The sequence below is a fragment of the Rahnella sp. ChDrAdgB13 genome (assembly GCF_017655185.1).
GTDB lineage: Bacteria > Pseudomonadota > Gammaproteobacteria > Enterobacterales > Enterobacteriaceae > Rahnella > Rahnella contaminans.
On sequence record NZ_JAEMGT010000079.1, the window covers coordinates 32,304 to 54,282 of the forward strand.

Annotated in this window: 22 protein-coding genes and 1 riboswitch; of the genes, 18 read left to right on the forward strand and 4 right to left on the reverse strand. The window is 54.7% G+C overall.

The genetic code is table 11. The features are described from left to right. Nucleotides 1–111 precede the first annotated feature (111 nt). The 4 genes from bioB (at nt 112) to bioD (ending at nt 3,894) form a co-directional block, all read left to right on the forward strand. Nucleotides 112–1,149: a biotin synthase BioB gene (bioB, locus tag J8X26_RS19010; RefSeq protein WP_152325478.1), complete on the forward strand. Its 1,038-nt coding sequence runs from the start codon at nt 112–114 to the stop codon at nt 1,147–1,149. Nucleotides 1,150–1,151: 2 nt separating this feature from the next. Next, a complete protein-coding gene (gene bioF / locus J8X26_RS19015; protein WP_152325479.1) occupies nt 1,152–2,303 on the forward strand; it encodes an 8-amino-7-oxononanoate synthase in 1,152 nt (383 codons plus the stop codon). Next, the gene (gene bioC / locus J8X26_RS19020) at nt 2,287–3,078 is read left to right on the forward strand and encodes a malonyl-ACP O-methyltransferase BioC (RefSeq protein ID WP_152325480.1); all 792 of its coding nucleotides are present in this window, start codon (nt 2,287–2,289) and stop codon (nt 3,076–3,078) included. The genes bioF and bioC overlap by 17 nt, the downstream gene beginning before the upstream one ends. A gap of 126 nt (nt 3,079–3,204) precedes the next feature. Next, nucleotides 3,205–3,894 (forward strand): dethiobiotin synthase, encoded by a 690-nt coding sequence (gene bioD, locus J8X26_RS19025; protein WP_208951618.1) that lies wholly within the window; start codon nt 3,205–3,207, stop codon nt 3,892–3,894. Between the two features lie 9 nt (nt 3,895–3,903). Here bioD and J8X26_RS19030 read toward each other — a convergent pair whose 3' ends face one another. Further along, nucleotides 3,904–4,614, reverse strand: coding sequence for an ABC transporter ATP-binding protein (locus tag J8X26_RS19030; protein WP_152325482.1), 711 nt, complete (start codon nt 4,612–4,614; stop codon nt 3,904–3,906). Between the two features lie 1,144 nt (nt 4,615–5,758). Between J8X26_RS19030 and uvrB the strand changes: the two genes are divergently transcribed. From uvrB to J8X26_RS19045, 3 genes are read left to right on the forward strand one after another with little or no spacing between them, the layout of a single operon-like run. Next, nucleotides 5,759–7,765 carry an excinuclease ABC subunit UvrB gene (gene uvrB / locus J8X26_RS19035; RefSeq protein WP_152325483.1) on the forward strand — a complete coding sequence of 669 codons (2,007 nt, stop codon included), beginning with the start codon at nt 5,759–5,761 and terminating at the stop codon, nt 7,763–7,765. Nucleotides 7,766–7,817: 52 nt separating this feature from the next. Beyond that, nucleotides 7,818–8,186 (forward strand): VF530 family DNA-binding protein, encoded by a 369-nt coding sequence (locus J8X26_RS19040; RefSeq protein WP_208951619.1) that lies wholly within the window; start codon nt 7,818–7,820, stop codon nt 8,184–8,186. A gap of 40 nt (nt 8,187–8,226) precedes the next feature. Then, the gene (locus J8X26_RS19045; RefSeq protein ID WP_208951620.1) at nt 8,227–8,751 is read left to right on the forward strand and encodes an isochorismatase family protein; all 525 of its coding nucleotides are present in this window, start codon (nt 8,227–8,229) and stop codon (nt 8,749–8,751) included. A gap of 65 nt (nt 8,752–8,816) precedes the next feature. On the opposite strand, the gene yvcK is transcribed toward J8X26_RS19045, so the two are convergent. Next, a complete protein-coding gene (gene yvcK / locus J8X26_RS19050; RefSeq protein ID WP_152325486.1) occupies nt 8,817–9,725 on the reverse strand; it encodes a uridine diphosphate-N-acetylglucosamine-binding protein YvcK in 909 nt (302 codons plus the stop codon). A 296-nt stretch (nt 9,726–10,021) separates the two neighbouring features. After that, a riboswitch (molybdenum cofactor riboswitch) is annotated at nt 10,022–10,179 on the forward strand. Between yvcK and moaA the strand changes: the two genes are divergently transcribed. The 6 genes from moaA (at nt 10,169) to J8X26_RS19080 (ending at nt 13,730) form a co-directional block, all read left to right on the forward strand. Beyond that, nucleotides 10,169–11,155 (forward strand): GTP 3',8-cyclase MoaA, encoded by a 987-nt coding sequence (moaA, locus tag J8X26_RS19055; protein WP_165059514.1) that lies wholly within the window; start codon nt 10,169–10,171, stop codon nt 11,153–11,155. It overlaps the preceding riboswitch by 11 nt. A 31-nt stretch (nt 11,156–11,186) precedes the next feature. After that, nucleotides 11,187–11,699, forward strand: coding sequence for a molybdenum cofactor biosynthesis protein B (gene moaB, locus J8X26_RS19060; RefSeq protein ID WP_101077326.1), 513 nt, complete (start codon nt 11,187–11,189; stop codon nt 11,697–11,699). Between the two features lie 2 nt (nt 11,700–11,701). Continuing rightward, entirely contained in the window at nt 11,702–12,205 is a 504-nt protein-coding gene (gene moaC, locus J8X26_RS19065) for a cyclic pyranopterin monophosphate synthase MoaC (protein ID WP_165059516.1), read from the forward strand. Continuing rightward, the gene (gene moaD, locus J8X26_RS19070; RefSeq protein WP_208951621.1) at nt 12,202–12,447 is read left to right on the forward strand and encodes a molybdopterin synthase sulfur carrier subunit; all 246 of its coding nucleotides are present in this window, start codon (nt 12,202–12,204) and stop codon (nt 12,445–12,447) included. The genes moaC and moaD overlap by 4 nt, the downstream gene beginning before the upstream one ends. A 1-nt stretch (nt 12,448) precedes the next feature. Continuing rightward, nucleotides 12,449–12,901, forward strand: coding sequence for a molybdopterin synthase catalytic subunit MoaE (moaE, locus tag J8X26_RS19075; RefSeq protein ID WP_152325490.1), 453 nt, complete (start codon nt 12,449–12,451; stop codon nt 12,899–12,901). Between the two features lie 118 nt (nt 12,902–13,019). Further along, nucleotides 13,020–13,730, forward strand: coding sequence for a Bax inhibitor-1/YccA family protein (locus tag J8X26_RS19080; protein WP_013576373.1), 711 nt, complete (start codon nt 13,020–13,022; stop codon nt 13,728–13,730). A 105-nt stretch (nt 13,731–13,835) separates the two neighbouring features. Here the strand turns inward: J8X26_RS19080 and J8X26_RS19085 are convergent, their stop codons facing one another. Continuing rightward, nucleotides 13,836–15,038, reverse strand: coding sequence for a multidrug efflux MFS transporter (locus J8X26_RS19085; protein ID WP_152325492.1), 1,203 nt, complete (start codon nt 15,036–15,038; stop codon nt 13,836–13,838). A 377-nt stretch (nt 15,039–15,415) separates the two neighbouring features. Between J8X26_RS19085 and rhlE the strand changes: the two genes are divergently transcribed. Beyond that, nucleotides 15,416–16,825, forward strand: a complete 1,410-nt coding sequence (gene rhlE, locus J8X26_RS19090; protein ID WP_152325493.1) for an ATP-dependent RNA helicase RhlE — start codon at nt 15,416–15,418, stop codon at nt 16,823–16,825. A gap of 63 nt (nt 16,826–16,888) precedes the next feature. Here the strand turns inward: rhlE and J8X26_RS19095 are convergent, their stop codons facing one another. Beyond that, nucleotides 16,889–17,536, reverse strand: coding sequence for a metalloregulator ArsR/SmtB family transcription factor (locus J8X26_RS19095; protein WP_208951622.1), 648 nt, complete (start codon nt 17,534–17,536; stop codon nt 16,889–16,891). Between the two features lie 120 nt (nt 17,537–17,656). On the opposite strand from J8X26_RS19095, the gene J8X26_RS19100 reads away from it, so the two are divergent. From J8X26_RS19100 to pbpG, 4 genes are all read left to right on the forward strand, one after another. Further along, nucleotides 17,657–19,102 carry an MFS transporter gene (locus J8X26_RS19100; protein ID WP_208951623.1) on the forward strand — a complete coding sequence of 482 codons (1,446 nt, stop codon included), beginning with the start codon at nt 17,657–17,659 and terminating at the stop codon, nt 19,100–19,102. Nucleotides 19,103–19,160: 58 nt separating this feature from the next. Continuing rightward, nucleotides 19,161–20,090 (forward strand): tRNA dihydrouridine(16) synthase DusC, encoded by a 930-nt coding sequence (gene dusC / locus J8X26_RS19105; protein WP_152325496.1) that lies wholly within the window; start codon nt 19,161–19,163, stop codon nt 20,088–20,090. Nucleotides 20,091–20,141: 51 nt separating this feature from the next. After that, nucleotides 20,142–20,567 carry a VOC family protein gene (locus J8X26_RS19110; RefSeq protein WP_208951624.1) on the forward strand — a complete coding sequence of 142 codons (426 nt, stop codon included), beginning with the start codon at nt 20,142–20,144 and terminating at the stop codon, nt 20,565–20,567. 240 nt (nt 20,568–20,807) lie between these two features. Continuing rightward, a complete protein-coding gene (gene pbpG / locus J8X26_RS19115) occupies nt 20,808–21,746 on the forward strand; it encodes a D-alanyl-D-alanine endopeptidase (RefSeq protein ID WP_208951625.1) in 939 nt (312 codons plus the stop codon). The last annotated feature ends 233 nt before the right edge of the window (nt 21,747–21,979 follow it).

The following is a 21,979-nucleotide window of genomic DNA, read 5'->3' on the forward strand; positions in this document are numbered from 1 at the left end:
GTAAACTAAAAAATGTAATTCTCGTTGACCGTAAACTAAAACGAATTGAGAATGGTTGACAGTATACCGACCATAAAAACGTTCACGAAACATTTATTTTGGAGTTGTCGCATGACTACCCGCACCCAATGGACGCTTGAAAAAACTCAGGCACTGTTTTCCAAACCTTTTCTTGAGCTGATGTTTGAAGCGCAGCAGGTTCACCGCCAGCACTTCGATCCGCGTCAGGTTCAGGTCAGTACGCTGTTGTCGATCAAAACCGGTGCCTGTCCGGAAGACTGTAAATACTGCCCGCAGAGTTCCCGTTACAAAACCGGGCTGGAATCTGAACGTCTGATGGAAGTCGAGCAGGTGCTTGAATCCGCCCGTCAGGCGAAAGCCGCCGGTTCAACCCGTTTCTGCATGGGCGCCGCGTGGAAAAACCCGCACGACCGTGACATGCCGTACCTCGAGCAAATGGTGCAGGGCGTGAAAGAACTGGGGATGGAAACCTGTATGACGCTCGGCACGCTGAACACCTCGCAGGCGCAGCGTCTGGCGCATGCCGGTCTGGATTTCTACAACCACAATCTGGATACCTCGCCGGAATTTTACGGCAGCATTATCACCACCCGCAGCTATCAGGAACGTCTGGATACGCTGTCGGAAGTGCGCGGCGCGGGCATTAAAGTCTGCTCCGGCGGGATTGTTGGTTTAGGTGAAACCGTCAAAGACCGTGCCGGTCTGCTGATGCAACTGGCGAACCTGCCGGTGCCGCCGGAAAGCGTGCCGATCAACATGCTGGTGAAAGTGAAAGGCACGCCGCTGGCCGATAACGACGACGTCGATCCGTTTGATTTTATCCGCACTATCGCCGTGGCGCGCATCATGATGCCGCAGTCGTATGTCCGTCTTTCCGCCGGTCGCGAACAGATGAGCGAACAGACGCAGGCGATGTGCTTTATGGCCGGTGCCAACTCCATTTTCTACGGCTGCAAGCTGCTGACCACGCCTAACCCGGCGGAAGATAAAGATCTCATTCTGTTTGGCAAACTGGGGCTGAACCCGCAGGTGTTCGAAACAGAAATGGGCGATAACCAGCAACAGGCCGCGCTGGCAGAACAGCTGGTTCATGCCGATACCGCACAGTTCTACAACGCCGCCGTCTGACCATGAGCTGGCAAACGCGGATTAACGATGCCGTTGCCGCCCGCAAAGAAGCGGCGGCTTTTCGTGTGCGTCAGCCTAACAACGGTGGCAGCGCGCGGTTTCTGACACAGGGTGACAAACGGTATCTGAATTTTTCCGGTAACGATTATCTCGGCCTGAGTCAGGACGCGGACGTCATTGCCGCGTGGCAGAAGGGCGCTGAAAAATACGGCGTGGGCAGCGGCGGTTCCGGGCACGTCACCGGCTACAGCGTGGTGCACGCCGAATTCGAACAGCAGCTGGCGCAGTGGCAGGGCTATCCGCGCGCGCTGCTGTTTATCTCCGGCTTTGCGGCAAATCAGGCCATTCTTGCCGCGCTGATGCAGGGCGACGATCGCGTGCTGGCGGATAAACTCAGTCACGCTTCTTTGCTGGAAGCCGCCGCCCATGCGCCTTCGCAGCTGCGGCGCTTTCATCACAATCAGCCGGATTCCCTGCAACGCTTGCTGAAAAAACCGGTGGACGGTGAAACGCTGGTGGTGACCGAAGGGGTATTCAGCATGGACGGCGACGGTGCACCTCTGGCTGAACTGCATCGTCTGGCGCAATCGCACGATAGCTGGCTGATGGTGGATGACGCGCACGGCGTGGGTGTCCTGGGTGAAGAAGGGCGCGGCAGTTGCTGGCAGCAGGGTGTGCGGCCTGAGCTTCTGGTGGTCACATTCGGTAAAGCTTTCGGGTGCAGTGGCGCGGCGGTGTTGTGTGATGATGCCACCGCGGATTATCTGGTGCAGTTCGCGCGTCATCTTATTTACAGCACGGCGATGCCTGCGGCGCAGGTTTGCGCGTTACAGGCCGCGCTGGCACGAGTCCGGCAGGACGACGGCCTGCGTGATAAACTGGCGGCCAATATTGCCCGTTTCCGCGCCGGGGCTTCCGGATTGCCTTACCGGCTGACCGCTTCACAAACGGCAATCCAGCCGGTGATCGTAGGCGAAAATCAGCCTGCTTTAGATCTGGCGGCGACATTGCGCGAACGCGGGTTGTGGGTCAGTGCTATCCGTCCGCCGACGGTGCCTCCGGGCAGCGCGCGGCTGCGTCTTACGCTGACGGCGGCACACAGGCCGGAAGATATCGATTTTTTGCTGGAGTCCCTTCATGGGTGCAGTCACTGAATTAGTGAATAAACAAGCGGTGGCCGACGCGTTCAGTCGCGCCGCCGTCAGTTATGAAAACGCCGCACAATTGCAGCGTGATGTGGGTGAAACGTTGCTTTCGCTGGCAGAACCTTATCTGAAAAATGCTGGAAAAACGGTTGTCGACGCCGGTTGCGGGACGGGCTATTTCAGCCGTTACTGGCGCGCTCAGGGGAAAAACGTGATTGCGCTGGATCTCTCTGAAGGCATGCTGAGCCGTGCCCGCGAGCTGGATTCCGCCGATGAATACGTGCCGGGGGATATCGAGCGTTTACCGTTTGCTGATAACTCGGTTGATATCTGTTTCAGCAATCTGGCAGTGCAGTGGTGTAACGCGCTGCCGCGTGCGCTGGAAGAAATGCATCGCGTCACCCGCAACGGCGGATTGGTGATTTTCTCCACGCTGGCCGAAGGTTCGCTCAATGAGCTGGCCGCGGCGTGGATGAAAGTCGATGGCCGCCGTCACGTGAATCAGTTCCTGACGCCCGACAAAATCGCCGAAGCCTGCGCGCCGTATCGCCATGAAGTGACCTTCAGCGATCACGTCGCCGAATTCCCGGACGTGATGTCGCTGATGCGTTCGCTCAAAGGCATTGGCGCGACGCACATCAAAAATGGCCGCCTCGGCGGACTGGGCGGGCGCGAGCGTCTGCAATTGCTGGAAAAACATTACGTCCGCCGCGACGGCATTTTGCCGCTCAACTACCGGCTGGTCTACGGCATTTTGCAGGTGGAAGAACTTATCCCACGTTAACAAAGCTCCTCCCGGGTTTGAAACAGGCGCGGTCTGCTCCCTCTCCTTCGAAGGGGGAGGAGCAAAATCCGATGTCATTGCGGGAAGGGAGCCAGAACCAACACCAGGCTTTTATTAAAATAAATCATGAAACAAAAATACTTTATTACCGGCACCGATACCGAAGTCGGAAAAACCGTTGCCACAACCGCATTTTTGCAGGCGGCAGCGCGCGCCGGACACCAAACCGCCGGATACAAACCGGTGGCATCAGGCAGTGAAATGACGGCAGAAGGGCCGCGCAACAGCGACGCGCTGGCGCTTCAGGCTTACAGCACCGTCGGACTGCGTTATGACGAAGTGAATCCGTGTACGTTTATCGAGCCGACGTCGCCGCATATCGTCAGCGAGCTGGAAAAGCGCCCGATTGATCCGCAGGTGTTATCCGCCGGATTGCGCCATCTCGAACCGCTGGCTGACTGGGTGGTGGTGGAAGGGGCAGGTGGCTGGTACACGCCGCTGACCGCAGATTACACGTTTGCGGACTGGGTGATTGCCGAGCAACTGCCGGTGGTGTTGGTGGTGGGAATGCGGCTGGGCTGCATCAATCACGCCGTGCTGACGGCGCAGGCCATCGCGCAAAGTGGGTTGCATCTTGCGGGCTGGATTGCCAATGATGTGCAGGAAACGGGGAAGCATCATCCGGCATACATGGAGACGCTCACGCGTATGTTGCCTGCGCCACTGCTGGGCGAGATCCCGTTCCTGATCGCCGGTCTGGACGTAAATCTGGGGCAATATCTGGATCTCGAACGTCTGCTTTCTTGTGGTGAATGAAGCGCGACGTCAGACCGTCAGATAATTTTTGATTAACGTCTCGTCAAGCTGTGCCAGCGTGCCTTGCGCTACGTTGCGCCCGCCGTCCACCAGACAAAACCGGTCAGCAACGCTGCGGATGAACGGCAATTTATGCCCGACCAGAAGCAGCGTCAGACCAAGGTCACGGTTCAGGCGGTGAATGATGTTACCCATATTCGCCGCCATTGATGCGCTGGTGTGTTCGGTCGGTTCGTCGAGGATCAGAAGTTCAGGCTCCTGAACCAGCGCGCGGCTGATCGCCAGTTGCTGCTGCTGGCTCTCATCGAGCTCTCCCGCTTTACGCATTCCCATTTCCTTAAGCGTCGGAAACAGGTCGTAGACCTCTTCAGGCACGCGACGCGTCTTATTCCGGCTGGCCATCATGGCAATTTGCAGGTTTTCATCGACACTCATCTGCGAAAAAATCTGCCGGCCCTGTGGCACATAACCGATACCGATTTGCGCACGGCTTTCCACTGGCAGATTTAACAAACTCTGAGGCTCTTCGTCGCGCGACTGCCAGGAGATCGCCCCGCTTTTCACCGGAAGATGGCCCATAATGCAGTTCACCAGCGTGGTTTTCCCCACGCCATTTCGGCCGATCAGACACGTACATTGACCGCGGTACAGTTCGAGATTGATATCCCACAGAATATGTTTTTGCCCATAATACTGATTAACTGATTTTACACTTAACATCAGACCTCCCTCCCGCACGGAGCATTCCGCTGAACTTCGCTTTGACCGCCACTGTCACATTTCTGACATTTATGTTCCGCTGTTAACGCCGTAACACAGAATTAAATCCCGTTGATTACCGGCCAACCTCTCAGCATCAATTACAGATAAACAGCCATTAACCAGTGATAAATGGGGTTAACCGCTTTTTCCTTGCACTAAAAATGACTTTGCTTAGCAAAAAACAGGGTAATCATCAGATTTCACTTTCAGGTGAAAAAAGCGGTTCCGGCTACAGGAAACGCTTCCTACAGTGACACTGCAACTCTCAGGCCAAGTTTGTAAAAGTGCCGGGGAAAAGAGAAGTTACAGGGGTGTTAACAGCGGGGCGCACGGCGATTTAGGATTATTCATTAGTGTTGCTCAGGTTTTAACAGAACCGGTCAGACGCGGGAAAAGGGCAACTGCACTTTGCCAGTGCCGCTCTCTCTGATTTTGGTGCAAACGTAAGGGGAGTAAGAAGCAAAAAAATCCTGATGAGATGCACTTTTGGATTTTGCAAGAAACATCCGACCAGAAATCTAGGCAAAATAGGCATAAATAAAGTCTGAAAAAAGGGAAAAAATAACTAAAAAAGATGCTGATCCCCCCTCCGGCGTCTGAAGTGCACTTTTTGCCAACTCCCGCAGCACGGGGCGTGCTGAGAGTTATCCACTATTCCTGTGGATAACCATGTGCATGAGAGTAAGAAAAGATGCTACAGACGAGTCGGGGCGCGGGTTGTGCTCACTTTGCCCGTATTCGCAGCTTTTTGATGATGTTGTTTATAATCAGTGAGTTAGTTAAAAGCAATATGCCCGTAATTCGTTCGTCATAGTTGTGTCAGAATTCGTCAACCTGTGGTCAGAAAGTTAACGGATGAAAAATTTTGGGGATAATTGTCACCTGATGGTGAGAATTCTTTTTCGTAATAACCTAAAAAAGTGCAGATGAAGCAACCTGTTAAATCACCGGTGATTTTTATCGATTGGAGGCTGGTTTTATATACAGTACTATAGGGCGGTAAAATCAAGGCTGGCAAAATTCGCGGAGTCTTTCATACTGTTTTTCCGTGAGCGCCTTTCGTACGGCCTTATGCGTTTTCATTTCAGCCAGGTAGCCCGTCATGAGTAAAGAGTTCAAACTGCATTCCGAATTTAAGCCATCAGGCGATCAGCCTGAGGCAATACGCCGTCTGGAAGAAGGGCTGGAGAACGGTCTGGCGCACCAGACGTTACTCGGCGTTACCGGTTCCGGTAAAACCTTCACCGTCGCGAACGTGATTGCTGACCTGAACCGGCCGACGATGGTTCTCGCGCCCAATAAAACCCTCGCGGCCCAGCTATATGGCGAAATGAAAGAGTTCTTCCCGGAGAACGCCGTCGAATATTTTGTTTCTTACTACGATTATTATCAGCCAGAAGCGTATGTCCCGAGTTCAGACACGTTTATCGAAAAAGATTCCTCGGTGAACGAACACATCGAGCAGATGCGACTTTCCGCGACCAAAGCGCTGCTTGAGCGCCGCGACGTCATCGTGGTGGCATCCGTTTCGGCGATCTACGGTCTGGGCGACCCGGATCTGTATCTGAAAATGATGCTCCATCTGACCAAGGGGATGATTATCGATCAGCGCGCGATCGTGCGCCGTCTGGCCGAGCTGCAATATGCCCGCAATGATCAGGTTTTCCAGCGCAGTACTTTCCGCGTCCGTGGCGAAGTGATCGACGTCTTCCCGGCGGAATCGGACGATCTGGCGCTGCGCATCGAGCTTTTCGATCAGGAAGTCGAGCGGCTTTCCCTTTTCGATCCGCTGACCGGTCAGGTGCAGCACGAAGTTCCGCGTTTCACCATTTACCCGAAAACGCACTACGTCACCCCGCGTGAACGTATTTTGCAGGCGATGGAAGAGATCAAAGTCGATCTGGCCGATCGCCGCAAGGTGTTGCTGGATAACAACAAACTGCTCGAAGAACAGCGTCTCAGCCAGCGTACGCAGTTTGATCTCGAAATGATGAATGAGCTGGGTTATTGCTCGGGTATCGAAAACTATTCGCGCTACCTTTCAGGGCGCGGGCCGGGCGAGCCGCCGCCGACACTGTTTGACTACCTGCCTGCCGACGGTTTGCTGATAGTCGATGAATCCCACGTCACCATTCCGCAAATCGGCGGGATGTATAAAGGCGACCGCTCGCGTAAAGAAACGCTGGTGGAATACGGTTTCCGCCTGCCATCGGCGCTGGATAACCGCCCGATGCGTTTTGAAGAATTTGAAGCACTGGCGCCGCAGACGATTTATGTTTCCGCCACGCCAGGCGCTTACGAGCTGGATAAATCCGGCGGCGATGTCGTGGATCAGGTGGTGCGTCCGACCGGCTTGCTGGATCCGATTATTGAAGTGCGCCCGGTGACCACGCAGGTTGACGATCTGCTGTCTGAAATCCGCAAACGCGTTGCCATCAATGAGCGTGTGCTGGTCACCACGCTGACCAAACGCATGGCCGAGGATTTGACCGAGTATCTGGAAGAACACGGCGAGAAGGTGCGTTACCTGCACTCTGATATCGATACTGTCGAGCGCGTGGAGATCATTCGCGATTTGCGTCTCGGTGAATTCGATGTGCTGGTGGGCATCAACTTGCTGAGGGAAGGGCTGGATATGCCGGAAGTTTCTCTGGTGGCAATCCTTGATGCCGACAAGGAGGGTTTCCTGCGTTCTGAACGTTCGCTTATCCAGACCATTGGTCGTGCGGCGCGTAACCTCAACGGTAAAGCCATTCTTTACGGCGACAGAATCACGAATTCAATGGCCAAAGCTATCGGTGAAACGGAGCGTCGTCGTGCGAAACAGGAAGCTTACAACCTGGAAAACGGCATTACGCCGATGGGCCTGAACAAGAAGATTTCCGACATCCTGCAACTGGGCCAGCCGAAGACCAAAAAGAACAAAGACAAGCGCGATGCCGAAGCGGCGCAAACCTACAAATCGCTTACGCCTAAAGCGCTGGAACAGCGCATTAAAGAGCTGGAAAGCAAAATGTATGCGCACGCCCAGAATCTGGAATTCGAAGAAGCGGCCAATACACGTGACGAACTCCACGCCCTGCGTGAACAGTTTATTGCTCTTTCGTAAGGGAAAAATGATAAAGTGCGCGGCCTGAAAATTGATAAGGAAAAGCGAGCCAATGACTGATACACCACAAAATCCCGGTGCGGCGAAAGATCCGTTGCACGGTGTCACGCTGGAAAAACTGCTGACAACGCTGGTGGATAATTTTGGCTGGCCCGCACTGGCCTCGCAGGTCAATATTAACTGCTTCAAAAGCGATCCGAGCATCAAGTCCAGTCTGAAATTTCTGCGCTGCACGCCCTGGGCGCGTAAGGAAGTAGAAACGCTGTATCTGGATTTTATCGAAGGCCATTTGCGCCCTGATATGACGCGCAGCAAACGTCGCACGCCGCTCTCCGCTGAAAAGCCGCAAAAGCCTAAAGTCAGTACCGTGAAACCTGCCGCCGACAGCCCGTGGAATAATCATCCGCTGGTGAAAAAGTAAATCATTTGCATTTCATTGTGTTTATTTGAGGGAAAGAGTCGTGTCAGAGCAACATGTTCTTATTGTGGTGGATATGCAAAACGGCGTTTTCGCTTCCCCGCGTTATGACCGCAGCGGACGGGCTGAGCGTATTAATCAGCTGATTGACCGGGCAGGGCGCGTCATCTTCATTCAGCACGCTGAAGGTGAAATGACCGAAGGCAGCGAATTCTGGCAGGTGTTGCCTGACCTACATCAGCCCGAAGGAGCGATTTCTGTCACCAAAACCGCCTGTGATTCTTTCTATCGCACCACGCTGGACGCGGTACTACAGGAACTGAACACGACCCGTTTTACGGTCTGTGGTTGTGCGACAGATTATTGTGTGGATACGACCATCAAAGTCGCCGCCAGCAAAGGTTATGCCGTGACCGTTGCGTCGGATGCGCATACAACCGGCGACCGTACGCATGTTACCGCGCAGCAACTGATTGGTCAGCATAACGAAGTGTGGCGTGAATTATCCGTGCCCGGCAATCCGGTCACAGTAAAAACCACCGCAGAAATTCTCGCTGACTGGCAGTAAATTCGGTTTCCCAAACGTCAAAAAGGCCGCTTTACGCGGCCTTTCGTATTTCTGCTAATGATAAATCAGAGCATCTTTTGCAGCGCTTCTTCTACCGCCATCCGCAACATATCGCGGTCATGGCGATACGGAATATCACTGGCTTCCAGCGGGCTTTGAATAATCAGATGCGCTTTGGCACTTTCGCCCAGCGTCACTTTCGGCCCGACAATCGCGGCATCAGCGCGACGGCCAATGCGCTTTTCGATCATATCCAGTTTGTCATCCAGGGTCAGCGACGCCGCAGCAACGCTCAGCTCTTTCCCCAGATTCCCGATATATACGATGTGCGCACGGCTGCGGCGCAGGGCGGTGGTGAGATCTTCCATCAGTAACAGCGGCATCAGGCTGGTAAAGAAACTGCCGGGGCCAATCAGGATGAGGTTCGCTTCGGCGATGGCGTGTAACGCTTCGCGTGTAGCCGGAACCTGTGGCTCCAGCAGTAATTCCCGCGGGATTTGCGTCAGTTTATCGACGTTCACTTCGCCGTGAACCCGCTGACCGGTCGCGTCGATCGCGGCTAAATCTACCGGTTGTTCGGACATCGGAATCAGCTCAGCGTCCACTTTCAGCAGGCTGCGCACCAGATTGATCGCTTCCAGCGGACGGACGGTCAGGTGATCCAGTGCGCGCAGCATCAGGTTGCCGAGATTGTGTCCGTCCAGTTCGCCCTGGCCGCTGAAGCGGTATTCGAACATCGCAGAGGCTAAGCTCGGTTCGGTGATCAGCTGGTTGAGGCAGTTGCGCATATCGCCCCAGGCGATGCCGCCCACCGAACGACGGATACGGCCGGTTGAACCGCCGTTGTCGGTCGTGGTCACAATGCCGGTGAGACGCGGGCCCAGCGAAGAAAGAGAAGACATTACGCGGCCCAGGCCGTGCCCTCCGCCTAATGCCACCACCCGGTCGAGGTCAGCTAATGTTCGATTGCGCATAAAGATCCTTGTGAAGCGGCCAGAGGTGAGAATAGTGCGTGCTCAGGGCACAATAATGATGCTGCAGAGACTTGTGTCGCCGGGAGATTTTACCTAATTTTGCAACAGGATGTTATCCCTTCGCAGTACTCTCAGCGCTTTCAAAATCAAGCGGTTTTATCGTTGAAAATGCTCTCTTTTGTCGTGAAAAATCGTTATATATCAAAATGCATAACGAAAAACCACCTTGGCGATCCGGTCTTCAGAGCGTTAAACTGTAGTCCGTTACCCGAATTCTTCATCGTTCTGCACTGAACGTGTTGAATCAACTCCTAGCCCTGGTTCCTAAGTTGCCTTTCTGACGTTGTTCCCACAGAAACAATATGGAGCCCTGGCCGTGACAATCAGTCACCAGGGTGCATGGCAGAAATGCCCGCATCTCCCGTATTTGGAAAGGTGTTTAGGTGCTTCAACTTACTGATGCTTTTGCCCGCAAGTTTTATTACTTGCGGCTGTCGATCACTGACGTGTGCAATTTTCGTTGCACCTATTGTCTGCCGGACGGTTACAAGCCGCACGGGCACAGCAATAAAAGCTTTCTTTCGCTCGATGAAATCCGTCGGGTCAGTCGCGCGTTCGCCAATCTGGGAACGGAAAAAGTGCGCCTGACCGGTGGAGAACCGTCGCTGCGCCGTGACTTCTGCGACATCATTGCCGCCGTTCGCGAAAACCCCTCAATTAAAACGCTGGCCGTGACCACCAACGGTTACCGCATGGCGCGTGATATCAGCAAATGGCGTGATGCGGGGCTGACAAACATTAACGTCAGCGTCGACAGCCTTGATGCCCGCCAGTTTCACGCCATCACCGGCCAGGATAAATTCCGCGATGTGATGGCCGGCATTGACGCCGCGTTTGACGCTGGTTTCAGCAAGGTCAAAGTCAATACCGTGCTGATGCGCGATGTGAATCACGCCAGTCTGAACACCTTCCTCGACTGGATTAAAACCCGTCCGATTCAGCTGCGTTTCATCGAACTGATGGAAACCGGCGACGGCGGCGACCTGTTCCGCAAACACCATGTATCCGGCGAAGTCCTGCGCGAACAGCTGGTGCGTCAGGGCTGGCAGTTACAGATTCGTTCCCGCAGTGACGGCCCGGCGCAGGTGTTCAGCCATCCGGATTATCTCGGTGAAATCGGTCTGATCATGCCGTATGAAAAAGACTTCTGCGCCAGCTGTAACCGGCTGCGCGTCTCAGCCATCGGCAATCTGCATTTGTGTCTTTTCGGCGAGCAGGGCATTCCGCTGCGCGATTTATTAGCCGACGACATGCAGCAGGACGATTTGATGGACAGGATCCAGGGCGGCCTCAGCCGTAAAAAACAAACGCACTTCCTGCATGAAGGCAATACCGGAATAACCCAGAACCTGTCGTTTATCGGCGGCTGAGTCCGGCATTAATCGTTTAAGGAGCAAACTGATGAGCAAAGCCAGCAAAGAATTTTTGCCGTTATCTGTGGCGATCATGACGGTTTCTGACCGCCGCACCGACGCGGAAGATACCTCCGGCCATTACCTGAAAGAAGCCGTGACCGAAGGCGGCCACCACGTTGTGGCGCAGCAAATTGTTAAAGAGAGCATTTACAGCATTCGCGCCGTGGTTTCTGCGTGGATTGCAGATGAAAAGATCCAGGCCATTCTGATCAACGGCGGTACCGGATTTAACGCGGGCAACAATACGCCGGAAGCACTGAAGCCGTTATTTGACCGTGAAATTGAAGGTTTCGGCGAGCTGTTCCGTATGGTGTCTTTCGAAGATATCGGCACCTCGACCATTCAGTCACGCGCCATCGGCGGTATTGCCAATCAGACGGTGATTTTTGCCATGCCGGGATCAACCCGCGCCTGCCAGACCGCCTGGGAAAATATCATTGAAGCACAGCTCGACGCCCGTCAGGGACCGTGCAATTTCACCCCACATTTGAAGAAATAAGAATGTCTGAATTAACCCACATTAATGCTTCCGGTGATGCCCACATGGTGGACGTTTCCGGTAAAGCCGAAACGGTTCGCGAAGCGCGTGCAGAAGCGTTTGTAGAAATGGCCGCTGACACGCTGGCGATGATTATTAATGGCAATCACCACAAAGGTGATGTCTTTGCCACGGCGCGTATCGCCGGGATTCAGGCAGCCAAAAAGACCTGGGATTTAATCCCGCTGTGTCATCCGTTACTGCTGACCAAAGTGGAAGTGAATCTGGAAGCTCAGCCGGAACATCACCGTGTGCGCATCGAATCCCGCTGTCGTCTGAGCGGCAAAACCGGTGTGGAAATGGAAGCGCTGACGGCAGCTTCTGTAGCGGCGCTGACCATTTACGACATGTGCAAAGCGGTACAGAAAGATATGGTGATCGGCCCGATCCGCCTGCTGGAAAAAAGCGGCGGTAAATCAGGCGACTTTAAGGCGGAAAGCAAGGCTGAAGGTAAGGTAGAAATATGATCGACATTTTATTCTTCGCCCAGGTCCGTGAGTTAACCGGGACGTCCGGCCTGCAATTGCCGGCTGATTTTTCCACCGTGGAAGATTTGCGCAATTCCCTGACCGGGCGCGGTGACCGCTGGGCACTGGCGCTGGAGTCCGGCAAACTGCTGGTGGCTGTTAACCAGACGCTGACCACGATGGCGCATCCGCTGGTAGCGGGCGACGAAGTGGCGTTCTTCCCGCCAGTGACCGGGGGCTGAGATGGACAGGACAAAAATTATTGTGGATGCCGCCCCGTTTAACGTTGGCGAAGAGTACAACTGGCTGGCGCAGTCAGACGCCGACGGCGCGGTAGTGACGTTCACCGGCAAAGTGCGCAATCACAATCTGGGCAGCCATGTGACGGCACTGACGCTGGAGCACTATCCGGGCATGACCGAAAAAGCGCTGGCGGAGATTGTTGAGCAGGCGCGTGCGCGCTGGCCTTTGCAAAGTGTTTCTGTTTATCACCGCGTCGGGCCGATGTATCCGGGCGATGAAATTGTCTTTGTCGGCGTCACCAGTGCGCATCGTGGAATGGCGTTCGAAGCCAATGAATTTATTATGGATCAGCTGAAAACGCGTGCACCTTTCTGGAAGCGCGAGGCGACGGAAGAGGGTGACCGCTGGGTCGATGCCCGTGATAGCGATAAAGTCGCGGCGGCGCGCTGGTAAATAGCGGCTCAACCGCACGCAGACCTCCCATGCTTTTCGCATTATCTGTGATACGCTTAGAAGATCGGGAGGCTTTTTTGGCCTCATTTTTCGTCCTCCATGCAAAAGGGTAATCATCATGGATCGATATCCACGCAGTAACGGTTCAATTGTTGAACGCGCGAATACCGGCATTCAGGCGTACATGGCGCAAGTGTATGGCTGGATGTTCTGTGGCTTGCTGCTGACCGCATTTGTCGCCTGGTATGCTTCCGGCTCTGAAAAAATCATGAGCTTCGTTTTCTCCAGCCAGATTACGTTCTTCGGTTTGATCATCGCCCAGCTGGCGCTGGTCTTTGTGATTTCCGGCATGGTGAACCGCCTGAGCGGCACCGTCGCTACCGGCCTCTTCATGCTCTATTCGGCGCTGACCGGGCTGACGCTTTCCAGTATTTTCCTGGTCTACACCGGTGACTCGATTTTCGGCACCTTCATTGTCGCCGCCGGGATGTTTGGTGCGATGAGTGTTTACGGCTACGTGACCAAACGTGACCTGACCGGTATCGGCAGCATGTTGTTCATGGCGCTGATTGGCCTGGTTCTGGCATCGCTGGTCAACATGTGGCTGAAAAGCTCTGGCCTCGCGAACATCATTTCTTACGCCGGTGTGCTGATCTTCGTCGGCCTGACCGCGTATGACACGCAGAAGCTGAAAAACATGGGTGCGCAGTTGTCTGCTGATGATCGCGATAACTTCCGCAAATACTCCATCGTTGGCGCGCTGACGTTGTATCTGGATTTCATCAACCTGTTCCTGATGCTGTTGCGGATTTTCGGCAACCGCCGGTAACGGTTTTTGATTTCAAATGTGAGAGAGGGGCACTGAGAAGTGTCCCTTTTTTTATGCCGGATGGTGAGGTCTTTTACTCCCTCTCCTGCGAAGGGGAGGAGCAAATCAAACCCTCACTCTTCCCGTCGGCACCTGCCGGAAACTCCACCACACCTGCACCGTATTGAACAACACCAGGATCGCGGTGACGATAAACACCCACCGGAAACCGAGCAGGGCTGAGGCACTTGAACCAATCAGCGGCCCGACCACGTTCCCGAGGTACATAAACGACTGGTTGTATCCGAATATCCGCCCTGTGACCTGGTCGCTGCTGTATTTCACCAGCAATGCCTGAACCGCAGGCATCAATGCACCATCGCCGAAACCGAGCATGAAACGCAGAATACCCAGCTGCGTCGGGGTATTAATCAGCGCCATCAGGCAGAAAAGGACAAAGCAAAATACCAGCGCGGCGATAAGTATCCGGTGCGCGCCGATGCGGTCACCGAGTTTGCCGAGTTTCGGGGCGGCCATCAGCGCGGAAACGCCCGGTACGGCGGCAATCACGCCACTGATAAACGCGATATTACTGGTATCGGAAGAAAGCTCGCGGATAAACAGCGTCAGGATCGGGCTGATAGAACCGTTCGCCAGCTGAATCATCATGGTGGTGACGAACAGGCTGACGATAAGCCACGGATAAGGCAACGTGGTGAAGACCGCTTTCCCGCTCAGACGGTTAGCTTTGGAGACCGGAACAACGCGTTCTTTGATCAGGAATAACGTGATCAGGAAGCTGATAAACAACATGCCGCTTGTGACGAAAAATACCGTGCGCAGGCCGAGATGGTCGGCCATAAATCCACCCAGCAGCGGGCCGATAATCACGCCCGATACCTGACCGGTGGATAACGTGCCCAGTGCCCAGCCGCTTTTATCACGCGGCACCTGTGAGGCGACCAGCGCCATCGCATTGGGAATATACCCGGACGTCAGCCCCATCAGCGTACGCAAAATGAAGAGCTGCCAGACGTTGGTGGCAAAGCCCTGCAGCATCATGACAATCGCCATGCCCAGCGCGGCGCGTAACAACATCAGCTTGCGGCCTTTGCGGTCAGCAAGGCTGCCCCACAGCGGCGCAACCACAGCGGAAACCAGAAACGTCCCGCTAAAAACCAGACCCGACCACAAACTGAGTGATGCGTGATCGGTCACGCCCAGTTGTTCGATGTAAAGCGGTAAAAAAGGCAGGATCTGACTCATCGCCATGCCGGTAAAAAAACAGCCGAGCCAGACGGAGATTAAATTTACTTTCCAGGTTTCCATGTTGCAGCGGTATGGCCTTATGGACAGAGGAGTGTGAGAAACGAAGCATAGCAATCAAATCTGTGAAGTGGGACGCAAAAAGTGGGAACCCATTCATCAGCTTTATAATTGATTATCCTGTATCAAAGTTTCGGATTATCGCGGCAGATTATGCGGCCTGAAACTGTGACCCGATCCTGCCGTTGTAACCGTCAGTTACAGGCAAAAAGGAGATAACTTCACGCATGGCGGCGTTTTGTGCTAGTATCCACCCAACTGGCGCACTGCAGTTTGTGCCGAATCCTCGTGGTAATGCCTCATTTGCCTCGTCTGATCATCCACTCTTGAAACTGCACCGAACCCCGTTCGGGTTAGAGTGGACTGGAGCTTTTCCTTATATGTCATTTGATTCCCTCGGCTTAAGTGCCGAAATTTTGCGTGCTGTTGAAGAACAGGGCTATCGCGAACCTACGCCTATTCAGCGTCAGGCTATTCCTGTCGTGCTTGAAGGTCGTGACCTGATGGCGAGTGCGCAGACCGGTACCGGTAAAACCGCTGGTTTTACACTGCCGCTGCTCAACATGCTCAGCCATACCAACGCGCAATTCAAAGGACGTCGCCCGGTTCGTGCGCTGATCCTGACCCCAACCCGTGAGCTGGCGGCGCAGATTGGTGAAAACGTCCAGGCTTACAGCAAATACCTGACACTGCGTTCGCTGGTGGTATTTGGTGGTGTAAGCATCAACCCGCAGATGATGAAACTGCGCGGTGGTGTGGATGTGCTGATCGCAACGCCGGGTCGTTTGCTGGATCTGGAACATCAGCGTGCTGTGGATTTATCTCAGGTTGAAATTCTGGTGCTTGATGAAGCTGACCGCATGCTGGACATGGGCTTCATTCATGACATCCGTCGCGTGCTGGCGAAACTGCCTGCGAAGCGTCAGAACCTGCTGTTCTCCGCGACGTTCTCTGATGAGATCAAAGGTCTGGCGAGCAAGTTGCTGACCAACCCTGCTTCTGTTGAAGTGGCCCGTCGCAACACCGCTTCTGCGCAAATTGAACAAAGCGTCCACTTTGTTGATAAGAAACGTAAAAGAGAATTACTGTCTCAGATGATCGGTGAAGGCGACTGGAAACAGGTGCTGGTGTTCAACCGTACCAAACACGGCGCGAACCATCTTGCTGAACAGCTGAATAAAGACGGCATCACTGCCGCAGCAATTCACGGCAACAAAAGTCAGGGCGCGCGTACCCGTGCGCTGGCCGATTTCAAAGCCGGTTCAATCCGTGTTCTGGTCGCCACCGACATCGCCGCGCGTGGTCTGGATATCGATCAGCTGCCACACGTTGTGAACTATGAACTGCCAAACGTACCGGAAGATTACGTTCACCGTATCGGCCGTACCGGTCGTGCTGAAGCTACCGGTGAAGCGATTTCTCTGGTGTGCGTCGATGAACACAAACTGCTGCGTGACATCGAGCGTCTGCTGAAGCGTGAAATTCCGCGTATCGCGCTGGAAGGTTACGAGCCAGACCCGAGCATCAAAGCTGAGCCGATCATCAATGGTCGTCAGGGTAATGGCGGCGGCGGTCGTGGCGCGCCTCGTCAGGGCCAGCGTCCGGGCGCACCGCGCTCTGGTGCTCCACGTTCGGGTGCTCCGCGTCAGGGCGGTAACGGTCAGCGCAGCGGTACCTCTGAAAACCGTGGTTCAGATAACCGTGGTTCAGCTGAAAACCGTCCGGCACGTTCGCGTCCTGCGCATGCAGGCCAGCGCCGTACCGGAAATGCAGGCAGCGGCAATAAGTAATTGTCATCACTGCTCTGCAATCAAACCGCCTTAACCGGCGGTTTTTTTTCGCCTGAAATCCGGCTAACGGATCACATACGCACAGCGGCGCGCGCCCTGTAAAATATGCTCGGTGCGTTCAACGTTCGTCTCCAGCACATCACGGAAGACATCCCGCTCGGCGCGGCAAAAACCCTGACAGGTCGTTGCGGCGGCGCAAATCGGGCAGTGGTTTTCGACAAACAGATAGCTGCCGTCTGTCTGCAATGTCCAGTCCGCCATATACCCTTCGCGGGTGCGGATTGCCGTCAGCCGTTGCAGCCTTTCTTCCAGCGAATTCGCGCCTTTCATCGCTTGCCGGTAATTATCCAGCGTCTGGCTTTCACGCGATGTAATCAGCTGATCCAGCGCGGATTCGCCCAGCGACGTGCGGATAAGCTGAAGAAGTTGTACGGTCAGATCAGCGTGCGCGTCGGGGAAGTGCGCATGCCCTTTGGCGGTGAGTTGCCAGTATTGTGCCGGCCGCCCGACACCCTGTGACACGGCTTTCGCTTCAACCAGACCGTCTTTTGCCAGCTTTACAAATTGCTGCCGCGCCGCTTCGCCGGTTGTGCCCAGCAGATGACCCGCATCGCTGGCCTGCATTTCCCCGCGGGTTTTCAGCAGCGTCATTAAGCGCTCAGCGACGCTTTGCCGGACGTCATTTTTATTTTCCAAGTCGTTGCTTGACATATCGCCTCGCCGGGTTCTAGATTAGGTAAAACATATTCCAAGTAAATTCTTGTTTTAATCATACCATAATCACAACGCGCTTCAATGTGCGGAAAACATAAACCAAAGGGACGAAGAGAAATGTCGGAAAGTCAGAGCGGCTGGAAGGATTTATTCAGTGCGGAAAACCGGGGAAGCGCCATCACCCTGAGCGCCGGCGTCGCGCTATACGCCACCAACAGCTACATCGTGATTACGATTTTGCCATCCGTAGTGCAGGATATCGGCGGGCTGGCGTGGTACGCATGGAACACCACGCTTTACGTCGTCTGCTCGATTCTCGGCTCGGCGCTTTCTGCCCGGCTGATGCGAACCGCCGGACCGCGCGGCAGTTATCTTATGGCGACCGGTATTTTCATCGCCGGTGCTGCGCTTTGTACCGTTGCGCCGAGTATGCCGGTGCTGCTTGTCGGGCGCGCCTTGCAGGGGCTGGGTGGCGGTTTCCTGTTCGCGCTTTCTTACGCGATGATTAATCTTCTGTTTAAAGAATCTCTCTGGCCCCGCGCGATGGCGCTGATCTCCGCGATGTGGGGGATTGCGACGCTGGTCGGCCCGGCGGTCGGCGGCATTTTTGCAGAGCTGCACGCGTGGCGCTGGGCATTTGGTCTGCTTCTGCCGGTCACGTCATTATTTGGCTTGTGGGTCTGGCGGATCCTGCCTAAATCTCAGCGGGAGAAACAACCGGAAGAACCGTTGCCGCTGATGCAACTGGCGCTGCTGACCGGCGCGGTGCTGGTGGTTTCGGCGGGCAGCCTGTCTTCGCACGGGCTGATTAATCTGCTCGGTTTTGTGATTGCGGTGGTGATGATCCTTAACCTGCGTCACCGGGAGTTTACCGCCAATGTCAGGCTGTTGCCGCGTAACGCGCTGCGCCGTTCATCGCCGCTTTATGGCCTGTATCTGGTGATGTCGTTGCTGATTATCGGCCTGGGCTGCGAGCTGTTTGTGCCTTATCTGCTGCAACATTTGCACGGCCAGACACCGCTGGCTGCCGGATATATTACTGCCGCCGCCGCCGCGGGCTGGACGTTAAGTGAAGTCGCCAGCTCGGGCTGGACGGGGCGTCGTGCCGACAACGCCATTGTTTCCGGCCCGCTGATTCTGGCTGCCGGCTTGCTGCTATTGCTGTTCACCGTACCGGTGGCTTTCGGAATGCCGTGGCTGAATATCAGCGGGGTAGTGCTCGGGCTGACGCTGGCCGGTTTTGGCATCGGGCTGGGCTGGCCACACCTGCTGACCCGCGTCCTGCAACAGGCACCGGAGGAAGATCGCGAAAAAGCCGGTGCGTCGATCACCGTCGTGCAGTCTTTCGCCTCCGCGTTGGGTGCCGCGCTGGCCGGAACGGTGGCTAACTTCTCCGGCGTGAATCAGGGCGATGCGGGCGCTGCCAATGCCGCGTTCTGGATGTTCCTGCTGTTTGCTGTTCCGGCGTTTCTGGCGGTGTGGATTGCCCTGCGTTCGGTGAAAGCCCGGCAGGCCAGTGGCAGTGCGCCGGAACACCTGAGCCGCGATTTGTCACAGGGGTAATTGCCCGGCGGCGGGCCATGCGGTAATCTTGCGCGTCATTTTTAAAGGTTGAACTGCGATGCGCGTATTACTGGCTCCGATGGAAGGTGTGCTTGATCCCCTGGTTCGTGAACTTCTCACCGAAGTGAACGACTACGATTTGTGCATCACTGAGTTTGTGCGTGTGGTGGATCAGCTGCTTCCCGTCAAAGTCTTCCATCGCCTGTGTCCGGAATTAGAACACGACAGCCGCACGCCTTCCGGCACGCGGGTTCGTGTGCAGCTTCTCGGTCAGTATCCCGAATGGCTGGCTGAAAACGCCGCCCGTGCCACTGAACTGGGTTCTTACGGCGTGGATCTCAACTGTGGCTGCCCGTCGAAAATGGTTAACGGCAGCGGCGGGGGCGCCACGTTACTCAAAGACCCGGAGCTGATTTATCAGGGCGCTAAAGCCATGCGGGCTGCGGTGCCAGCGCATTTGCCAGTGACGGTAAAAGTACGTCTGGGCTGGGATTCTCTGGAGCACAGTTTTGAAATCGCTGACGCCGTACAACAGGCGGGCGCGACAGAACTCACCGTGCACGGGCGCACCAAAGAAGACGGTTACAAACCTGAGCGGATTAACTGGCAGGCGATTGGCGAAATCCGTCAGCGGCTGAGTATTCCTGTGATTGCCAACGGTGAAATCTGGGATTACGCCAGCGCTCAGGCCTGTATGCAAACCACCGGCTGTGACGCCGTCATGATCGGGCGCGGCGCGCTGAATATTCCCAATCTCAGCCGCGTGGTGAAGTACAACGAACCGCGTATGCCGTGGGCGGACGTGATGACGCTGTTGCAGAAATATACCCGTCTGGAAAAGCAGGGCGACACCGGTTTGTATCATGTAGCGCGTATCAAACAGTGGCTGAGTTATTTGCGTAAAGAGTACGAAGAGGCGACAGAGTTATTTACTGAAGTGCGCGTGCTGAAGACGTCGAAGGAAATTGCCGGACGCATTAACCGGTGACTGAATTCCATGACTTCTCCACGCGGCAACGCTTAAAAATGGAGTAGTATCATGGACAATAAAGACATCGGCCTGAGTCACATAGCTTTTGCCGTTAAAGATCTCGACGCCAGTATCGCTTTCTATCAGCAATTTGCCGGAATGAAAGTCATCCACCGGCGCGGCGAAAAAGGCACCCCCGTCCGGCCTGTTGCCTGGCTCAGCGACATGACCCGCCACTTTGCCCTGGTCCTGGCAGAAGATCCGCATTCTACCGACACTCAACTCGGCCCGTTCGGGCATCTCGGTATTGCCTGTGCCTCGAAAGAAGCGATGGACACCAAACTTGCCGAAGCGCGTGATGCGGGCGTTTTGCGTCAGGAACCGACAGATTCCGGCGCGCCTGTCGGCTATTGGGCTTTTCTCGATGATCCGGATGGAAATACGCTCGAACTTTCCTACGGGCAGGAAATCGGTTATTTAATCGACCATCAGTAATTGCCGGATAATCAATAATAAAAACTGGCAGGGAGCTAAAACCCTGCCCGTTGTCGTCTGAACTCCCTTCAATCTTACGCAAGTGTTCACTAACTCGCCATTGCACGGTCTGCGGGTGGTTGTGACAGACTTTGTGACAAATAGATTTGAAAATTGCGAGTGCTAAGACTATTCCTGTCACTTATAATTCCCGCCGCTGTTCCGACATAACTTCATGACAACTTTCTTAAATACAGAGCAATGCATGTGAAAATCCGTCTTCTGGTTCTGAGCTTATTAGCCTTAAATACAGGCATGTTGTCTGCACCTGCCGCCTTCGCTGCAAAACATGAGCAGGCCGTCGCTCCCATTGTTCAAATTGCTTCAGGCAGCGCCATGGTGGTGGATCTTAAAAGCCACGAAGTGATTTATTCCCGAAATCCGGATGAAGTGAGGCCGATTGCCTCCCTGACCAAACTGATGACCGCGATGGTGACGCTGGATGCGAATCTGCCGCTGGATGAAGTGATCAACGTTGATATCAGCAATACGCCTGAAATGCGTGGTGTGTTTTCCCGCGTAAAACTCAACAGTGAAATTACCCGCCGCCAGATGATTCAGCTGGCGCTGATGTCTTCCGAAAACCGTGCGGCGGCCAGCCTGGCGGCGCATTATCCGGGGGGGTATTCGGCGTTTATCAATGCGATGAATGCCAAAGCGAAATCCCTCGGCATGACCCATACCCATTACGTGGAGCCGACCGGGCTTTCGCCGCGAAACGTTTCCACGGCGCGCGATTTAACGCGATTGCTGCTGGCTTCGCAGCGCTATCCGCTGGTCGGCCAGCTCAGTACCACGGCTGAGAAAACTGCGGTGTTCAGCCATCCGGCCTACGCACTGCCGTTTCGTAATACTAACCATCTGATCATGAACCCGTCGTGGAGCATTCAGCTGACCAAAACCGGTTATACCGACGTTGCCGGTCATTGTCTGGCGATGCGCACTACCATCAACGGCAAACCGGTCACGCTGGTGGTGATGGACGCGTTCGGGAAATTTACCGCCTTTGCGGATGCGAACCGTCTGCGCACCTGGATGGAAACCGGAAAAACCGTGCCTGTTCCGCAGATTGCCAAGAACTACCGTAAGCAGAAAGAGCAGCAGAAATCTCAGCCATCGATAGAAGAAGCTGACGATTAAATACCCGTTAACCCTCATGTCGCAGGTGTATTGGCCGTGATCCGGGTAACCTTTACTTGCCGCCTTCCTGCGACACGAATTATTTAGGGTATTAAGATTGTTCAAACTAAAAAGTCCGGCGCAGGTGCCGGACTTTTGTTTTATACGCAGACTGACGATTTTTAGAAAATCAGTTTAAACACCCCTGTCAGGGTCAGTAAGCCAACGATAAAGATGATGGCGATGATCCACAG

Excerpts from the sequence above, each read along its gene's own strand:
- J8X26_RS19100 (WP_208951623.1), top strand. The coding sequence starts at position 17,657 with ATGTCGGAAAGTCAGAGCGGCTGGAAGGATTTATTCAGTGCGGAAAAC.
- moaD (WP_208951621.1), top strand. The coding sequence starts at position 12,202 with ATGATCGACATTTTATTCTTCGCCCAGGTCCGTGAGTTAACCGGGACG.
- bioF (WP_152325479.1), top strand. The coding sequence starts at position 1,152 with ATGAGCTGGCAAACGCGGATTAACGATGCCGTTGCCGCCCGCAAAGAA.
- uvrB (WP_152325483.1), top strand. The coding sequence starts at position 5,759 with ATGAGTAAAGAGTTCAAACTGCATTCCGAATTTAAGCCATCAGGCGAT.
- dusC (WP_152325496.1), top strand. The coding sequence starts at position 19,161 with ATGCGCGTATTACTGGCTCCGATGGAAGGTGTGCTTGATCCCCTGGTT.
- bioC (WP_152325480.1), top strand. The coding sequence starts at position 2,287 with ATGGGTGCAGTCACTGAATTAGTGAATAAACAAGCGGTGGCCGACGCG.
- bioD (WP_208951618.1), top strand. The coding sequence starts at position 3,205 with ATGAAACAAAAATACTTTATTACCGGCACCGATACCGAAGTCGGAAAA.
- bioB (WP_152325478.1), top strand. The coding sequence starts at position 112 with ATGACTACCCGCACCCAATGGACGCTTGAAAAAACTCAGGCACTGTTT.
- J8X26_RS19110 (WP_208951624.1), top strand. The coding sequence starts at position 20,142 with ATGGACAATAAAGACATCGGCCTGAGTCACATAGCTTTTGCCGTTAAA.
- moaE (WP_152325490.1), top strand. The coding sequence starts at position 12,449 with ATGGACAGGACAAAAATTATTGTGGATGCCGCCCCGTTTAACGTTGGC.
- pbpG (WP_208951625.1), top strand. The coding sequence starts at position 20,808 with ATGCATGTGAAAATCCGTCTTCTGGTTCTGAGCTTATTAGCCTTAAAT.
- J8X26_RS19030 (WP_152325482.1), bottom strand. The coding sequence starts at position 4,614 with ATGTTAAGTGTAAAATCAGTTAATCAGTATTATGGGCAAAAACATATT.
- J8X26_RS19095 (WP_208951622.1), bottom strand. The coding sequence starts at position 17,536 with ATGTCAAGCAACGACTTGGAAAATAAAAATGACGTCCGGCAAAGCGTC.
- J8X26_RS19085 (WP_152325492.1), bottom strand. The coding sequence starts at position 15,038 with ATGGAAACCTGGAAAGTAAATTTAATCTCCGTCTGGCTCGGCTGTTTT.
- moaC (WP_165059516.1), top strand. The coding sequence starts at position 11,702 with ATGTCTGAATTAACCCACATTAATGCTTCCGGTGATGCCCACATGGTG.
- rhlE (WP_152325493.1), top strand. The coding sequence starts at position 15,416 with ATGTCATTTGATTCCCTCGGCTTAAGTGCCGAAATTTTGCGTGCTGTT.
- yvcK (WP_152325486.1), bottom strand. The coding sequence starts at position 9,725 with ATGCGCAATCGAACATTAGCTGACCTCGACCGGGTGGTGGCATTAGGC.
- J8X26_RS19080 (WP_013576373.1), top strand. The coding sequence starts at position 13,020 with ATGGATCGATATCCACGCAGTAACGGTTCAATTGTTGAACGCGCGAAT.
- moaB (WP_101077326.1), top strand. The coding sequence starts at position 11,187 with ATGAGCAAAGCCAGCAAAGAATTTTTGCCGTTATCTGTGGCGATCATG.
- J8X26_RS19040 (WP_208951619.1), top strand. The coding sequence starts at position 7,818 with ATGACTGATACACCACAAAATCCCGGTGCGGCGAAAGATCCGTTGCAC.